Here is a 16519-nt window from a genome sequence, read left to right on the forward strand (position 1 = left end):
CACCGTCACAAGTATTTTCATGGCAAACCTTTCTCCCGCGCTCGGTCTCGGCCGAACGCCCTTTCGTCAGTGCCTCGGTCGATCAGGCAACAATGCCCAGAATGCAAACAGCGGTTTTTCACCCGACCGCATGGCGTGTTTGACGCCAGGCGGATTGTAGAAGGAACCTCCGATCCCGGGTGAGAACCATTCGGAATCGCCATGCTGAAACTCGCCTTCCGACAGGACGAGGTACGTCTCTTCCGGGGCGTGGTCGTGGTCGGGATAACGCACATACGGCGCCATCAGCGTCGCGCCGAGCCAGAGGTCCCTCCGGTCCTCCAGGCCGCCCGGTCCGGCGATCATCGCATTGGCGTGGCTCATCAAGAAATTTTCGCTGGCCGTATGGTCGTAGACCGCGCGCCACTTCCATTCGAGCATCGGCTCAAGGTCCGAGAAGCGTCTGATTAGCGTATCCAGGGACGATCGGCCGGTTTCTGCAGCCAGCACACTGTCGAGATGTTGGCTGCAGACCGGGAGGCGCTTGCCGATGTCCAGACGTTGCGGTTGCGGCGCTTCAAGCTGGGCAAAAATCTGCATGAGTGACTGGCGCGCCCTCAGATCCTGTGAAAACTGGTTGAACGTGACAAAGGCCGCGTCCAGAAACGCTTGCAAGGCGTCAAACCGCGCCATTCTCAGATGTCCTTGGCAAGACGCAGCGCATCGTAGATGGCCGCATGTGTATTGCGGGCCGCAACGGCATCGCCGATCCGGAAGAGTTGATAGGCGCCCTCCGGGTTGCGTTCGACGGACTGCGGCGTGCCGGCAATAAGCTCGTCGTAGGAGACTTCGCCAAGGTTCCGCGAGCCAGGCTTCAATTCGAAATAGAGGTCGTCCAGCGGGATGGTTCCGTGGTTGACGACGATCTGGTCGAAGGCCTGCTGCTTGGCAACGCCGCCATAGTCACTGCCAACATGGGCGATGATCTGGTTGCCACTCTTTTCAACCGACTCCAGCCGGTACGTGACTGTGAAGGTGACGTCGAGTTTCTGCAGCGAGCGCATGTAAGGAACGAGGTTCATCGCCATGACTTCGGGCGCGAAGGAGCGGTCCGGTGTCATGATTTCCACCTTGGCACCGCCCTTGGCGAGGAACTCGGCAGCCTGGAGGCCCGCATGGTCGCCGGCGTCGTCGAAGATGAGCACGTTGGTTCCAGGCTTCACATCACCGGAGATGATGTCCCAGGAGGAAACGACGAGTTCGTTGCCCTTCGACAGCACCTCTGTGTGCGGCAATCCACCGGTAGCGATAATGACGACATCGGGCTTTTCGGTGAGTACCGTCTCAGCCTCGGCCCAGGTATTGAACCGGAAGGTGACGCCGAGCTTTTCGCACTGGCTCATGCGCCAGTCGATAATGCCGATCATTTCCCGCCGGCGCTCGCTCTGGGCCGTCAGGCGGATTTGACCGCCCGGATTGTTCGCGGCCTCCAAAACAACGACCTCATGACCCCGTTCCGCCGAGACGCGAGCAGCCTCAAGGCCGGCCGGACCGGCACCGACGATGACGACCTTCTTGCGAACGGCAGCCTTCGGGATCCGATGCGGCATCGTTTCTTCGCGACCGGTCGCCGCATTGTGAATGCAGAAAGCCATGCCACCTTGATAGATGCGGTCGAGACAGTAGTTGGCGCCGACGCAGGGGCGAATATCATCCTCGCGCTTTTCCATGATCTTCCGCACGATATGCGGGTCGGTCATGTGGGCGCGGGTCATGCCGATCATGTCGACCTTGCCGGCAGCGATTGCATGACGGGCCGTCGCCACGTCCTGGATCTTGGCGGCATGGAAGGTTGGAAACTTGGTTGCCGCGCGCACATCGCCGGCAAAATCCAGATGTGGTGCGCTCGCCATCCCCTGAATCGGGATGACATCTGTGAGGCCCGGATCCGTATCGATATGACCGCGGATGACATTCAGATAATCGATGAGGCCGCTTTCCTTGAGACGACGGGAAATCTCCAGGCCTTCGGCCTTTCCTGTCCCGCCGGGAAGACATTCGTCTGCCGTATAGCGAACGCCAAGGATAAAGTCGTTGCCGACCCTTTCGCGCATGGCCCTGAAGACGTCGAAACAAAAGCGCAGGCGGTTATCGAGCGAACCTCCATAAGGACCGTCGAGTTCGTTGGTGAGCGGCGAGGTGAACTGGTCAATAAGATGCCCGTAGGCTTCCAGCTCGACACCATCCATACCGCCCGCCTTCATCCGTTCGGCGGCGTCCGCAAAGTCCTTGATAATGCGCTCGATGTCCCAGTCTTCGAGCTTCTTGGGAAAGGCTCGGTGCGCTGCCTCGCGATGATGTGAGGGTGCAACGACCGGGAGCCAATCGCCCTTGTCCCAGCGGGTACGCCTGCCGAGGTGCGTGAGCTGGATCATGATCGCAGCCCCCTCTTCATGCACGGCGTCGGTCATTTGCCGGATCCAAGGCACGATCTCGTCCTTGTATGCGAGCAGGTTGTTGAAGACCGGAGGGCTGTCCTTGGACACTGCCGCCGAGCCGGCGGTCATCGTCAGCGCCACCCCGCCCTTGGCCCGCTCAACGGTATAGGCGCGGTAGCGGTCCTTCGGCATGCCGTCTTCGGGATAGGCAGGCTCGTGAGACGTAACAATGATGCGGTTGCGCAGGGTCAAATGCTTCAACTGAAACGGCTGAAGCAGGGGATCGTTCGACATGCGACGGGCTCCGGTTTATGGGAATTTATCGCAACGGTAAGCGGAAATGTACATAGGTGTCAATAATCAAAAACACCGTGGTTCAGATATTCGACACATATGTACATTTTGCTTGAAACGGCCGTTTGGATTTGTTAGGAGGCAATCATGGAACAGGCGATGACTGACACTGGCTGGCGCGGTTCTCAGGAGGGATGGCTCGAGGCCGCCTATGACTCCCTGCTCGAGTCGGGCGTGGACTCGGTGAAGATCCTGCCGTTGGCCAAACGGCTCAATCTTTCCCGGACCAGCTTCTATTGGTTCTTCAAGGACCGGGAGGAACTGCTGAGTGCCCTCGTCGCGCGCTGGAGGGAGAAGAATACCGGCAATCTGGTCAAACAGTCCGAAGCCTATGCGGAGTCCTTGGCCGAGGCGATGCTGAACGTTTTCGACTGCTGGGTGAACAAGGAACTGTTCGACTCCCAGTTCGAGTTCGCCGTTCGCAGCTGGGCGCTGCAATCGCCCGAGATACAGGCCGAAGTCCATGAGGCCGATCAGGCGAGAATGGAGGCGCTGGGCCGCATGTTCATGCGGTTCGGATATGACGCGGGACCGGCGGACGTTCGCGCACGAACGACCTACCTGGTCCAGATTGGATACATCTCGATGCAGTCCAAGGAAGATCTTGCGCTCCGCATGAAGCGCATTCCGGAATACATCGCGATTTACACCGGACAAACACCACAGCAGAGGGAGCTCGATCGCTTCTTCGCCCGGCATGGCTACAAACCAGAGTGAGAGAAGCATGGAAACGGGCGGGCCTTTGAGGGTTGGCGTAATTGGTGGTGCGGGATGGCTGGGCGGAGCAATCGCCGACGCCATTCTCGACGCCGGCATCGTCGAGCCTCAGAACCTGTCGCTCTCCTATCGCAGCGAGCGCCCCGACCGTTTCAACCGCTCCTTCTGGACATCGGACAATCAGGCACTTGCCGACCGCTCGGACGTCATCGTTCTCTCCGTCCGTCCGGCCGACTGGCTCAGCCTGAACGTTGTTGCCGAGGGCAAGCTTGTCATCTCCGTCATGGCGGGCATCCGCCTCAGCGCCCTTGTTGAGCATCATCGGACGGACCGCGTGGTCCGTACCCTGCCAAATGCGGCGGCCGAAGTCCGCAAGTCCTATACGCCGTGGGTCGCAGCCGCCGGGCTGCAGAACGACGATCGAGACATCATAAGGGCGATCTTCGATGCTTGCGGTTCTCAGGATGAAGTGCATTCAGAAGCGGAAATCGACTATCTGACCGGCCTCACCGGATCCGGGCCTGCCTTTCCGGCGCTGCTCGCCGAAGCGATGATGGCAGACGCCGTCTCGCAAGGACTGGCTCCCGAGATCGCCAAGCGTGCAGTCAATACCCTTATCACGGGTGCCGGTCGGCTGCTTGAGCAGCGTGACGACTGTCCGACCGACATTGTCCAGACCTTCCTCGACTATCGCGGCACCACCGCGGCCGCGATCGAGGAGATGCGCGCGGCCGGATTCGATACCGCCGTCTCACGCGGATTGAGGGCTGCGTTCAGGAAATCGGTTCGCATGGGAGAAGCCTCCTAGCGTCGTTGAGACGGGGTCCGCGGCGCCCCGCCTCAGAAGAAAAGCCGCCAAAAGAGGGAACGATAATGAAAAGCTTGCTAGCATCGACATGCCTGTTCCTTGGGACCGTCGCCGGTTCGTCGCTCGCCAGCGCGGCAGACTGCGGCAGCGTCACCATCGCCAGCATGAACTGGCAAAGTGCCGAGGTCATTTCCAATCTCGACAAGATCATCCTCAATGAAGGTTACGGCTGCAGCGCCGAAATCACCATCGGCGATACCGTACCGACGATCACCTCCATGGCGGAAAAAGGCGAGCCGGATATCGCGCCCGAGGCCTGGATCGATCTGCTTCCCGACGTGGTCAAGAAGGGAACCGAAGAAGGCCGTATCGTAAAGGTCGGGTCTCCGCTGCCCGATGGCGGCGTTCAGGGCTGGTGGATCCCGAAGTATTTCGCCGATGCCCATCCAGACATCAAGAGTATTCCCGATCTCCTGAAGCATCCCGACCTCATCAAGGATCCTGAAGACCCGAGCAAGGGCGCGATCTTCAATGGTCCACAGGGTTGGGGTGGAACGGTCGTGACCGCACAGCTCTACAAGGCCTTCGAAGCAGAGAAGGCCGGCTGGACGCTGGTCGACACCGGCTCGGCAGCAGGCCTCGACGGCTCGATTGCCAAGGCCTATGAGCGCAAGGAAGGCTGGGTCGGCTATTACTGGGCACCGACCGCCCTGCTTGGCAAATACGAGATGGTGCAGCTTGAGGCAGGCGTCCCCTATGACGCAGCCGAGTGGAAGCGTTGCATTACGGTTGCCGAATGCACTGACCCGAAGCCGAGCGCCTGGCCGGTCGATACGATCGTGACACTTGTCGCCAAGCCCTTTTCCGAAAAAGCTGGCCCCGAGGTCATGGAGTACCTCAACAAGCGCTCCTGGAGCAACGAGACAATCGCCAAGTTGATGGCCTGGATGACCGACAACCAGGCGAGCGGCGAGGAAGGTGCAAAGCACTTCCTCGAAGAAAACCCGGATATCTGGAAGAAGTGGGTCTCCCCAGAGGCCGCCGCCAAGATCGAGGCTGCGCTGTAGTCAGCACGGCCGAAAACCCGGTGCGGTGTGCCTTCAGCATATCGCACCGTTCTCGCCGACATAACAACAAGAACGCATCGGCTCTTTCGAGAAGGGGAACCGAATGGACTGGTTTTATCAATTTCCCAGCATGGACGACAACGCGCTTCGAAACCTCAAGAAAGTCATCGACGAAACGTTTCGCGGCTTTACCCGAAACTACGGTGATCTGATCGAGGGCTTCTTCGCGCCGCTCCAGCATTTTCTAATCGCTTCTGAACGGTTCATGACCAAGACGCCCTGGCCGATCATCACGCTCCTCATCCTCGCCATCGCCTGGTCAGCGACCAGAAGCATTCGCATCGCCGCCGGCTGTCTCGTGACGCTGTTGCTCATCGGCTACTTCGACATGTGGGACGATACGATGCGGACGATCTCGATGATCTTCGTCTGCACGATCCTGTCGATCGCGATCGGCCTGCCGATCGGCATTCTCATGTCGCGCTCCGACAGGGTCCAGCGGGTCGTCAACCCGGTGCTCGACGTCATGCAGACCATGCCAAGCTTCGTCTACCTGATCCCCGTCGTCATGCTGCTCGGCATTGGCAAGGTGCCGGGCCTGATCGCCGTCGTCATCTACGCGATCCCGCCGATGATCCGGCTCACCAATCTCGGCATTCGCCTGGTCGACAAGGACGTACTGGAGGCGGCCGATGCCTTCGGCGCCGACAACCGGCAGAAGCTCTTCAAGGTGCAGCTCCCGCTTGCGCTTCCGACCATCATGGCAGGGATCAACCAGACGATCATGATGGCGCTTGCCATGGTCGTCATCGCCTCGATGATCGGTGTTCAGGGTCTTGGCCAACCCGTACTGAAGGCGATCGCCAACCAGTACTTCACGCTCGGTATCTTCAATGGTCTTGCGATCGTCGGCATCGCCATCATGTTCGACCGGGTCAGCCAGGCCTATGGCGAACGATTGCAGAAGCACCGGGAGGTGGTCCATGGCTGAGCACGCTTTCGGCGGCATCGCAATCCGCCATCTCTATAAGATCTTCGGACCGAATGCCCGGGCTCATGTCGAGGCGGTTAGGAACGGCCTCACCAAGACCGAACTGAACGAGCGTCACGGGCACGTGCTCGGCCTTCGCGACATCAACATCGAGATGCCGTCGGGCTCGATCCAGGTGATCATGGGGCTTTCCGGCTCGGGCAAGTCGACGCTCATCCGGCATATCAACCGGCTGATCGATCCGACGGCCGGCGAAGTTCTCGTCGACGGCGTCGATGTGGTGAAGATGCCAGAGGCGGAACTGCGCGAGTTCCGCCGCCACCAGACCGCCATGGTGTTCCAGAAGTTCGCGCTGCTTCCGCATCGAAGCGTGCTCGACAACACGATCTTCGGCCTTGAAATCCAGGGCGTAGCGCGCGCACAAAGCATCGATACTTCCATGCGCTGGCTGGAACGGGTTGGACTTAAGGGCTTCGAGCACAAGTATCCCAATCAGCTCTCCGGCGGCATGCAGCAGCGCGTCGGGCTCGCCCGCGCGCTTGCCAACGACGCACCGGTGCTTTTGATGGATGAGGCCTATTCAGCCCTCGATCCTCTCATCCGCACGGACATGCAGACGGTGCTTCTGGACCTGCAGAAGGAGATTAAAAAGACGATCGTCTTCATCACCCACGACCTCGACGAAGCGCTGAGGCTCGGTGACCAGATTGCCATTTTGCGCGACGGCGAGGTCATCCAGCAGGGCACGAGCCAGGATATCGTGCTGAGGCCTGCCGACGACTATGTCGCCAATTTCGTCAAGGAGGTGAACCGGGGCCGCGTTGTCCATGTGGAGGCGATCATGGCACCGCTTAGCGCAACTGCAGCCGACAGTGGGCAACGGATTGCCGCCGATCTCACAATCGAAGAAGCGGTCCGTACGCTCGCCTCTGCACCCGAAGGTGATATCACCGTCGTCGATCCGTCCGGAATGCCTCTCGGCACTGTCACCTTCCGCCAGCTCGCGGGCGCCATGGTCAATGCGCACGAGACGAACGATCGCGCAATGGCAATCGCGGCCAACGCGGCGTAAGCGCGGATCGGCCGGCGAATGCCATTCCTCCGGGCGGCCGGTCCTCCGCCCGGAAAAGCGCCAAGGGTGGCTCCTCCCTCATTCCATTCCAGTCCCGATCCCCTCCCCGCCAGGAGTTGCGCCATGTCCAAGAAATTTCCTCGGCTGTTTTCCCCTCTCAAACTGCGGTCCCACACGCTGAAGAACAGGATCGTGTTCGGCGCGCACTCGGCGAACATGGCGGTCGAGGGTCTGCCGACCGAACGACATACCGCCTATTACCGGGAACGAGCGATCGGCGGCGCCGCGATGATCGTCGTCGAACCCATGCCCGTCCATGCCGCAGCCGTTTTAACTCGCGGCAATTTTCGCCACTCCGATGACAGTGTCATCCCCCATTTCAAGAAGGTGGTCGAGGCGATCAAAGGGCATGGAGCCATAGCGATCCAGCAGCTCTATCACGTCGGAGCGCATGGGGATTCCGACAATTCGTTCCATCCGCATTGGTCGCCTTCGGGCGGGCCGAGCTATCATGACAGCGACGGCTCGCATCCGATGACCGAAGCGGAAATCCTGGAAACGATCGATGGCTTCGTTGCGGCGGCACGTCGCTGTCGGGACGCCGGCTTTGACGGCGTCGAAGTATGGGCTGCCTATCTCGGTTTGGTCGACCAATTCTGGACGCCATGGTGCAATCGGCGCGACGATCAGTGGGGCGGTTCGCTTGAAAACCGCACGCGGATGTCTCGGGAAATCCTGACGCGGATCAGGGACGTCTGCGGGCCGGATTTCATTGTCGGCCTTGCCGTCAGTGACGAACCGGACGTGAAGGTTGCGCTTCAACGCGACGAGCTTGCCGAAATCATCCGCCTGCACGACGAACTGGGCCTTATCGATTATGTCACCTGCGGCTCTGGCGGCTACCTCGATTTCTACAAGCTGATGCCGACGTTCCTCTATCCGGAGAAACTTGGCGCCGATCTCGCTTCAGTCCTGCGGAGTGTCGTCAAGAACGCGCTTGTGATCGCCGAAAGCCACATCCGCACCCCCGAAAACGCCGAATCGGTGCTCAGCCAGGGAGCAGCCGACCTCGTTTCGATCGTGCGCGGGCAGATCGCTGATCCGCATCTTGCAACGAAGGCGGCCGAAGATCGCCCGGAGGACATTCGCGGCTGCATCTCGTGCAATCAGATGTGCTGGGGACGCCGGTCGCGCGACTACTGGATCAGCTGTCTGATCAACCCGTCCGTCGGCCGCGAGGCCGAATGGAACGGCGACCGCTTTTTGAAGACCAGCGATCCCCAGCGCGTGCTGGTCATCGGTGGCGGCCCAGCCGGACTGGAGGCCGCCCGGGTGGCCGCCGAGCGTGGCCACGAAGTCGCGCTCGCCGAGGCGTCGAACCGGCTCGGCGGTAACTTCCTGCTCGCAGGCATGCAGCCACGAAGGGCCCAGATCCTCGATCTCATCGCCTGGTATGAGCGCCAGCTCGAAAAACTCGGTGTAGAGGTTCGCCTCAACTCCTATGTCGAGGCCGAGGACATCGATCCTTCCGAGTTCGGGCGTGTCATCGTCGCCACCGGCTCCTATTCGCCGGAGACGGTGTTCCAGAAAGCGCTGCCGGCGGTCGAGGCGATGCCGGGCCTGGCGAAGGGTAACGTCTTCACAGTCGAAGCCGTCATGGCGCGGCAGGCAAGGCCGGGCAAGCGCGTTCTGCTTTTGGATGAAGGCGGCGGCTGGCGCGGCTGCGGCACCGCCTGGAAGCTCGCCGAGGAGGGCCACGAGGTGGCGCTCCTGACGCCCGACCCGTTCGTCGGCAAGGAGCTGCAGCGAACCGCAGCCGACGTTCCGATGCGGCAGGCGCTCAGGAAACTCGGCGTCACATGGATCGTCGAAGCCAGCGTCATCGAATGGCACGGCAACGGCGCGACCATCGTCGACCACACCACGGGAGAGTGTCGCTTCATCGACGCGGATGCCTTGGTGACGGCCACCACGAATGCCCCGGCCGACTGGCTGATGCCGGGGCTCGCCGAACGCGGTATCGCTACGCGCCAGATCGGCGATTGCGCCGCACCGCGGCAGGCACCCTATGCGTTTTATGAGGGTAGGAAAGCGGGACTGGAGATCTGAGATGGAAGAGGTCGAACTCAACCAGAGGCAAGCAGAAGATCTGGCGATGAGAGCTTGCCTTGGTGCCGGCGCCAATCCGGCGAGCGCCCGATCGCTCGTGGACGCAACAGTGTCGGCCGCCCGCTTCGGCCCGAGCGCGGTCGGGTTTCCGCACCTCGTCGATTATCTGAACAGTTTTCGCGAGGGGCGCATCAATTGCGATCCCACGCCGGCCGCCACGCGCCCCTTCCCCGCTCACATCACCTGCGATGCCGACCGAGGCATCGCGCAGCTCGGTTTCGACCTTGCCTTCCGCGATTTCGTGGATGCTGCCCGCAACTTCGGGATCGCGCTCTTCACCCAAAAGAACAGCTATACAACGGGCGAGCTCGGTTACTACGTGCGCAGGCTCGCGCTGGAAGGCCTGGGCGGTCTTGCGGCGACCAACGCGAATGCCATGGTCGTAGCGAAGGCAGGAGGACCGGCTGTCTACAGCACGAACCCCATCGCCTTCGGATTTCCGCTCGGCGCCAACGCGCCGCCACTCATCGTCGACCAATCGTCAAGCGCGACTGCCTACGTCAACATTGCCGCCGCCGCCGCCGAGGGGCGAGAAATCCCGGAAGGATGGGCGGTCGACAACGAAGGCGCCGATACCCGGGACGCCGAAAAGGCACTCTTAGGCGCGCTGCTACCCTTCGGTGGCCGCAAGGGTGCGAACGTCGCGCTCCTCGTCGAAATGCTGTCGGCCGGTCTTTCCGGCGGTTCCTGGTCTCTGGACACGCCAAGCTTCAGAACGGGTGAAACCTCTCCCGCTGTCGGGCTGACGGTGTTTGCGATGATGCCGGGCCCGGAAGGGAGCGACCACATCGCCCGCGCACACGACCAAATCCGGCGGCTGGAGAAGCTCGGCGTTCACGTCCCGGGCGTCAGCGGCAGGCCACCTGGCTCGCCGGAGCAACCATTGCGCATGTCCCGCGCTGTCTTCGACGCCATCGATCGTTTCGCGTCGAATGAGCATTAATCGTCCGGCGGGCTACCGTAAGAACACCGGAGGCCCGGATATGTTACACACCAAGAGATATCGCCATCCCTTCCGGGGCGGCATACATCGCCATGTTCTTGCGCGATAGATCGAGGTGTGCGCGGATCAACGCCTCCGCCCGGTCAGGATCGTGGTTCGCTATTGCATCGATGATTTCGTCGTGCTGGCGCGACGCCTCGTGCAGCTCCTCCAACATGCGCGCGTTGCTCGGCCTGTAGAAAATCTTGCCGATACGCGCATGATCGATCAGCAGCCGGCGAAGGCTCGGAAGCACGTACGCATTGTTCGCGATCTCGCCGACCCGAAGGTGAAATTTGTCATTGTAGAAGACGCGCCCGTCGACGTCATTGCTGTGAACCGCGTCGCGAAAGCTGTCCTGTATCTCACGCAGGCCCGCGATATCTGCCTTCGACGCATGTTCGGCGGCCAGCCGCGTGGCCGCGACATAGATCATCGGGGCGATCAAAAAGAAATCACGAAGGGATTGGTAGCTCATTGAGGTCACGCGAGCCGGCCGGTTCGCCTCAAGTTCGATGAACCCTTCCCCCGCGAGCTGCCGCATCGCTTCGCGCACCGGAGGGCGGGACAGTCCAAATTCCTCGCTCAACGCCACTTCGTCCAGAACCGATCCCGGCGCTATCTGCATTGTCAGGATACGGTGGCGCAAGGTGTGGTTCAGCGCAGCCTTTCGATCCGGGCCAACGCCTGCTTCAGGTGAGCTTTGATTGTGCGCCATGATAAACTCCTTTTGAGCGTATCTTGTCTACAAAAGGTAGACCGGTCAACGTATTTCGATTTTCGGCGACTCTGCCCTGTGACCACATGGCTCCTTTTGCCCGCTCTTCAGAAGATGCGCAAGGTCCGGCCGGCTGCCCGCGCGCTCCAATCCTTATCGCATGTTCGGTTATCACCGCTCGCTCCGCAAGCGGCGCCGCCGCGGCTTCACGTGTCTATTGACAGTAGATCAAATGTCTATCTATTGTATTATGCAGACGAAACGAGACAGCCGACAGGAGCGTCGAGCCAGGTCGAGCGCTGCGTATGATCTTCGAATTGATGGGAGCAGACGAATGACGGAACTTCTGACCAGGGCGCAGTACGAGAAAATCGCGTCGAAACTGACCCTCCCTTCAAAGGCTATCATCGACGGCCGCTCGGTCGAGGCGAGATCTGGACGCACGTTTGCGACGACCAATCCTGCCACAGGAGAGAAACTCGCGGACTTGCCCGCCTGCGGCCCCGAGGACGTCGACGCAGCCGTCGCAAGTGCGCGGCAGTCGTTCGCCGACGGCGGCTGGGCGAAGCAGCACCCAGCCGCCCGCAAGCAGGTACTTCTTCGCCTTGCCCAGCTCATCGAGGACAATCTAGTCGAGCTCTCCGTCATGGAGAGCCTGGACAGCGGCAAGACGATCCTCGATTGCCAGACTGTCGACGTGCCCGAGACCGTCAACTGCCTGCGCTGGCATGCGGAAGCGATCGACAAGATCTACGATCAGGTCTCGCCGGCCTCGAACGACCACATCGCGCTTGTCGTTCGCGAGCCCGTGGGTGTTGTCGGGCTGGTTCTGCCGTGGAACTTCCCACTCCTCATGCTCGCCTGGAAGATCGGTCCAGCGCTTGCCGCCGGCTGCAGCCTGGTGGTCAAACCGGCGGCCGAGACGTCGCTGACGGCGCTTCGGGTGGCTGAACTGGCGCTCGAGGCCGGCATTCCGGCCGGCGTCTTCAACGTGGTGACAGGCTCCGGCTCGCAGGTCGGCGAGCCGATCGGCCGGCACATGGATGTCGATGCCGTATCGTTCACGGGTTCGACCGAAACCGGCCGCCGCTTCCTCAAATATTCCTCCGAGTCCAACCTCAAGGAAGTCGTCCTCGAGATGGGCGGAAAGAACCCCTCTATCGTCATGGACGACGCCGACGACCTGGACGCGGTGGCCGCTCATATCGTCAACGGCGCCTACTGGAACATGGGCGAGAATTGTTCGGCCATTTCTCGACTGATCGTCCACTCTGCCATCAAGGGTAAGCTGCTCGACAAGATCGTCTCCGAGGTGAAGAACTGGCACGTCGGTGATCCGCTGGATCCCGACAACCGTGTCGGCCCCCTCGTCTCCGAGGCGCACTACCGGAAAGTTGCAAGCTACCTCGGCGATGGAGTGAAGGTTCTTCACGGCGGCGAAACCAGCAAGGGCCGCTTCGTTCACCCGACCATCGTCGAGGTCGAAAGTAACGCCGCCCGGCATGCGAAGGAAGAAATCTTTGGACCGATACTGACGGTCATCACGGTCGACAACCTGAAAGAGGCGGTCGCGATCGCCAACGAGACGGAGTACGGCCTGACGGCCTCCGTCTTCACCGGAAACGGCAAGCGCGCCATGCGCGCCGCCCGCGCTCTTCGTGCCGGCACCGTCACGGTCAACTCCTTCGGCGAGGGCGATATCACCACACCGTTCGGCGGCTACAGGCAGTCCGGTTTCGGCGGGCGCGACAATTCCGTCCACGCCCATGACCAATACACCCAGCTCAAGACCATCTGGCTCGATCTCAATGACGACGAAACCGCGGACCTCTGATCATGACCAGCTTTCCGTTTCCAGGACTGAACCTCGCAATCGCAACGCCCTTCGACGCGGAAGGCCGCATCGACTACGCCAAGCTCGAGCAGAATATCGAGCGCTACCTCGCGCTCGGCGTGCCCGGCTTTGTGTTGAGTTCAGGCACCGGCATGCATGTGTATCTAACTAAGGAGGAATCGAAGGAACTCGTGCGGCGCGGCTCAAGGATCATCAACGGCCGAGCCAAAGTGATCGCCCAAACCTCGGCTCTGCTGACGGCCGACGTGGTCGAGCGGACGACGTTCGCGGCCGATTGCGGCGTCGACGGCGTCATGGTCCTGCCGCCCTTCTTTGAAGGGCCGACGGACGATGAAGGCATCATTGACTTCTACACAGAGGTGGCAGCCGCCGGCCTTCCGGTCATCGGCTACAACGTCCCGCACGCCGTCGGCGTGACCGTGACGCCTGAACTTCTCAAGGAGCTTTGCGCGATCCCGAACTTCTGCGCTGTCAAGGACTCGAGCGGCGATCTCGGCAAGCAGGCATCGCTCATTCGTACCGGCCTTCCGGTCATGAACGGCGCCGACCACCTGGTCCCCTTCGCGCTCTGGTCAGGAGCGAGCGGTCTCATCTGGGGTGGCGCCAACTTTGCGCCGCGCACCGCCCTCGCGCTGGTCGCAGCCGCAACCGCCGGCGAATGGGCCAAGGCGCGCCAGATTTGGTCCCTGCTTGAACCGGCGATGTCGCTCATCTGGGAAGGCGACTACGTGCAGTCGGTTTATGCCGCCGCCGAACTCACCGGCTTTGGTGCCGGAGCGCCACGCAAGCCGCTCCGTACGCTGCCTGATCACCGAACGGAAACCATCCGCGCTGCTCTCGGCAGCCTGATCGAACGGGAAGCCTGAGCCGTGAGCACCCCCTCGAAAAAGGTCTTTGTCGCATCGAGGCTCCCGAAGAATACGGGCGTTTCCGGGTGGGTGGCCATGCTCCCTCCCCCTCAGGCAAAACCTCGGCTTGAGGGACACACCACTGCCGACGTCGTCATCATCGGCGGCGGGTTCGCGGGTCTCTCCGCTGCACGCAGGATCATGGAGCTCGACCCGACACTTCATGTCGCGGTCCTTGAGGCCGGCACTATCGGAGAGGCCGCGGCGGGTCGAAATTCAGGCTTCATCATCGACTTGCCGCATGAGGTCTCTTCTGAAGATTACGGCGGGGATTCGGCTGCCAAAAGTCGCGGGGCCATCGAAATCAGCCGGACCGCCATCGCTCTTGCCGATGCAGTTGCACAGGAACAAGGCTGGGGGGCAGAAATCTTCGATCGGTGTGGACGCTACAGCGTCGCCATCAGCGATGAGGGAGACCAGCATCTGGTCGACTATGCCAAGGGGCTCGTGAAACTCGACGAAAAGTATCAGCTGCTCAATGCGCGCGAAATCGCCGAAGTGACGGGCACGAACACCTATACGTCAGCGCTCTTTACCCCGGGAACCATCATGGTGCAGCCGGCGGCCTATATTCGCGGCGTAGCTGATAGCCTGCGCGAACCCGCAAGGATCTATGAAAATACCCCCGCCATACTGTTGGAAAACACCGGCCACGGGTGGCACGTCAAGACACCTCAAGGATCGCTCAGCGCAGGCCGGATCATCCTTGCGAACAATGGCCATGCGGCGAGCTTTGGCTTCTTTAAGAGCCAGCTTCTCCACGTGTTCACCTTTGCCTCGATGACGCGGGAGTTCGACCCAGGCCGGTTGCAGGGTCAGCGCAAATGGGCCGCGACGCCGGCACTTCCGATGGGCACAACTGTCCGGCGCATTCAAGGCCGGGGTGGCGACCGCATCCTTGTTCGCTCGCGCTATACCTATCACCACAACATTGAAGCGGGCGCAGGAACTCTGAGGCGCGCGGGCGCCAAGCATGATCAGAAGTACCATGCACGATTTCCCTCTTTGACAGACATACCGATGGAGTTTCGATGGGGGGGAGCAATGGCGCTGACATGGAATTCGGTACCCGCTTTCGGCGAGATCGAACCCGGTATGTTTGCGGCGTGCGGATGCAACGGTGTCGGCGCAACGAAGGCCACGGCGAACGGCATCGCTGCAGCGGAATTGCTGCTTGGCGTCAAGTCACGTCTGGCCGAAATCTTCTCGCGCTTTGACGCGCCAAAAGCGCTGCCACGTCAGCCTTTCCGAACGATCGGGGCCAAAGCCAATCTCGCATTTCGAGAGTGGCGCGCCGGCGGTGAATAAAGCGGTCTTCGCCGCCGGTTGAGGGCTTCAGTCGGCCCTAGGATAACGGAAGTCGGTGGTCGCGGCCCTCCGGCTTTGAGGAAACACGCCGCCAAAAAAGGGAACGGAAGAGATGAAAAAGCTGCTTGCATCGACCTGCTTGATGTTCGGCCTGCTAGGGGGAGCGTCAGCGTCGCATGCCGCCGAGTGCGGAAGCGTAACCATCGCCAGCATGAACTGGCAGAGCGCCGAGGTACTGTCGAACCTCGACAAATTCATCCTCAATGAGGGGTATGGTTGCAGTGCCGAGATCACCATCGGTGACACCGTGCCGACGATCACCTCCATGGCCGAAAAAGGGCAACCGGACATCGCTCCTGAAGCCTGGATTGACCTGCTTCCCGATGTCGTGAAGAGAGGCACGGATGAAGGTCGGATCATCAAGGTCGGATCGCCCTTACCCGATGGCGGCGTCCAAGGCTGGTGGATCCCGAAGTACTTCGCCGACGCCCATCCGGACATCAAGACCATTCCCGATCTTTTGAAACATCCGGATCTCTTTCCCGATCCCGAAGACGCAAGCAAGGGCGCGGTCTTCAACGGTCCGCAGGGCTGGGGCGGCACCGTGGTGACGGCTCAATTCTACAAGGGGTTTGAAGCGCAGAAGGCCGGCTGGGACCTGATCGACACCGGCTCGGCGGCCGGGCTCGATGGTTCGATCGCGAAGGCCTACGAGCGCAAGGAAGGCTGGGTCGGTTACTACTGGGCACCGACCGCGCTGCTTGGCAAGTACGAGATGGTGAAACTCGATTATGGCGTGCCGCACGATGCCGCCGAATGGAAGCGATGCAACACCGTGGCGGAATGCCCGGACCCGAAGCCGAATGCCTGGCCCATCGATACGATCGTCACACTGGTTGCCAAGCCGTTCTCGGAAAAAGTTGGCCCTGAGGTCATGGACTACCTGCAGAAGCGATCCTGGAGCAACGAAACCGTCAACAAGCTGATGGCGTGGATGACGGACAATCAGGCAAGCGGTGAGGAAGGCGCCAAGCACTTCCTCGAAGAAAACGAAGCCATCTGGTCGAAGTGGGTCTCCCCGGAAGCGGCCGAAAAGATCAAATCGGCCCTCTAGTCAGTGTGCGGGCGGCGCCTTTTGGCCGCCGCCCGCAGT

14 protein-coding genes are annotated in these 16519 nt (G+C 61.1%); 11 read left to right on the forward strand and 3 right to left on the reverse strand.

What is annotated here, in order from left to right; genetic code table 11:
• Nucleotides 1–66: 66 nt before the first annotated feature.
• The gene (locus tag ASE71_RS03940) at nt 67–672 is read right to left on the reverse strand and encodes a dimethylsulfonioproprionate lyase family protein (protein WP_060519186.1); all 606 of its coding nucleotides are present in this window, start codon (nt 670–672) and stop codon (nt 67–69) included.
• Between the two features lie 2 nt (nt 673–674).
• Complete coding sequence (locus tag ASE71_RS03945; protein WP_060519184.1) at nt 675–2711, reverse strand: NADH:flavin oxidoreductase; 2037 nt, start codon at nt 2709–2711, stop codon at nt 675–677.
• Between the two features lie 147 nt (nt 2712–2858).
• Here ASE71_RS03945 and ASE71_RS03950 point away from each other — a divergent pair, with 147 nt between their 5' ends.
• The 7 genes from ASE71_RS03950 (at nt 2859) to ASE71_RS03980 (ending at nt 10538) form a co-directional block, all read left to right on the forward strand.
• Nucleotides 2859–3488, forward strand: a complete 630-nt coding sequence (locus ASE71_RS03950; RefSeq protein WP_034799984.1) for a TetR/AcrR family transcriptional regulator — start codon at nt 2859–2861, stop codon at nt 3486–3488.
• Nucleotides 3489–3495: 7 nt separating this feature from the next.
• Nucleotides 3496–4296: a pyrroline-5-carboxylate reductase family protein gene (locus tag ASE71_RS03955; protein ID WP_060519182.1), complete on the forward strand. Its 801-nt coding sequence runs from the start codon at nt 3496–3498 to the stop codon at nt 4294–4296.
• A 65-nt stretch (nt 4297–4361) separates the two neighbouring features.
• Nucleotides 4362–5363, forward strand: a complete 1002-nt coding sequence (locus ASE71_RS03960) for an ABC transporter substrate-binding protein (RefSeq protein WP_060519180.1) — start codon at nt 4362–4364, stop codon at nt 5361–5363.
• Nucleotides 5364–5466: 103 nt separating this feature from the next.
• Entirely contained in the window at nt 5467–6354 is an 888-nt protein-coding gene (locus ASE71_RS03965) for an ABC transporter permease (protein WP_060519178.1), read from the forward strand.
• Nucleotides 6347–7426 carry a quaternary amine ABC transporter ATP-binding protein gene (locus tag ASE71_RS03970; RefSeq protein ID WP_060519176.1) on the forward strand — a complete coding sequence of 360 codons (1080 nt, stop codon included), beginning with the start codon at nt 6347–6349 and terminating at the stop codon, nt 7424–7426. The genes ASE71_RS03965 and ASE71_RS03970 overlap by 8 nt, the downstream gene beginning before the upstream one ends.
• Nucleotides 7427–7549: 123 nt before the next feature.
• Complete coding sequence (locus tag ASE71_RS03975) at nt 7550–9535, forward strand: FAD-dependent oxidoreductase (protein WP_060519174.1); 1986 nt, start codon at nt 7550–7552, stop codon at nt 9533–9535.
• Nucleotide 9536: 1 nt separating this feature from the next.
• On the forward strand, nt 9537–10538 hold the full coding sequence (locus tag ASE71_RS03980) for an Ldh family oxidoreductase (protein ID WP_060519168.1): 1002 nt from the start codon (nt 9537–9539) through the stop codon (nt 10536–10538).
• 43 nt (nt 10539–10581) lie between these two features.
• On the opposite strand, the gene ASE71_RS03985 is transcribed toward ASE71_RS03980, so the two are convergent.
• Nucleotides 10582–11295, reverse strand: coding sequence for a GntR family transcriptional regulator (locus ASE71_RS03985; protein WP_060519166.1), 714 nt, complete (start codon nt 11293–11295; stop codon nt 10582–10584).
• Between the two features lie 334 nt (nt 11296–11629).
• On the opposite strand from ASE71_RS03985, the gene ASE71_RS03990 reads away from it, so the two are divergent.
• The 4 genes from ASE71_RS03990 to ASE71_RS04005 all read left to right on the forward strand — a co-directional run bounded on the left by ASE71_RS03990 (nt 11630) and on the right by ASE71_RS04005 (nt 16480).
• A complete protein-coding gene (locus tag ASE71_RS03990; RefSeq protein WP_060519164.1) occupies nt 11630–13129 on the forward strand; it encodes an aldehyde dehydrogenase in 1500 nt (499 codons plus the stop codon).
• 2 nt (nt 13130–13131) lie between these two features.
• Nucleotides 13132–14016: a dihydrodipicolinate synthase family protein gene (locus tag ASE71_RS03995; protein WP_060519162.1), complete on the forward strand. Its 885-nt coding sequence runs from the start codon at nt 13132–13134 to the stop codon at nt 14014–14016.
• Nucleotides 14017–14019: 3 nt separating this feature from the next.
• Nucleotides 14020–15366: an NAD(P)/FAD-dependent oxidoreductase gene (locus ASE71_RS04000; protein WP_060519160.1), complete on the forward strand. Its 1347-nt coding sequence runs from the start codon at nt 14020–14022 to the stop codon at nt 15364–15366.
• Nucleotides 15367–15478: 112 nt separating this feature from the next.
• Nucleotides 15479–16480: an ABC transporter substrate-binding protein gene (locus ASE71_RS04005; protein ID WP_060519158.1), complete on the forward strand. Its 1002-nt coding sequence runs from the start codon at nt 15479–15481 to the stop codon at nt 16478–16480.
• Nucleotides 16481–16519: the final 39 nt, after the last annotated feature.

It is taken from the genome of Ensifer sp. Root954, from assembly GCF_001429005.1.
GTDB lineage: Bacteria > Pseudomonadota > Alphaproteobacteria > Rhizobiales > Rhizobiaceae > Ensifer > Ensifer adhaerens.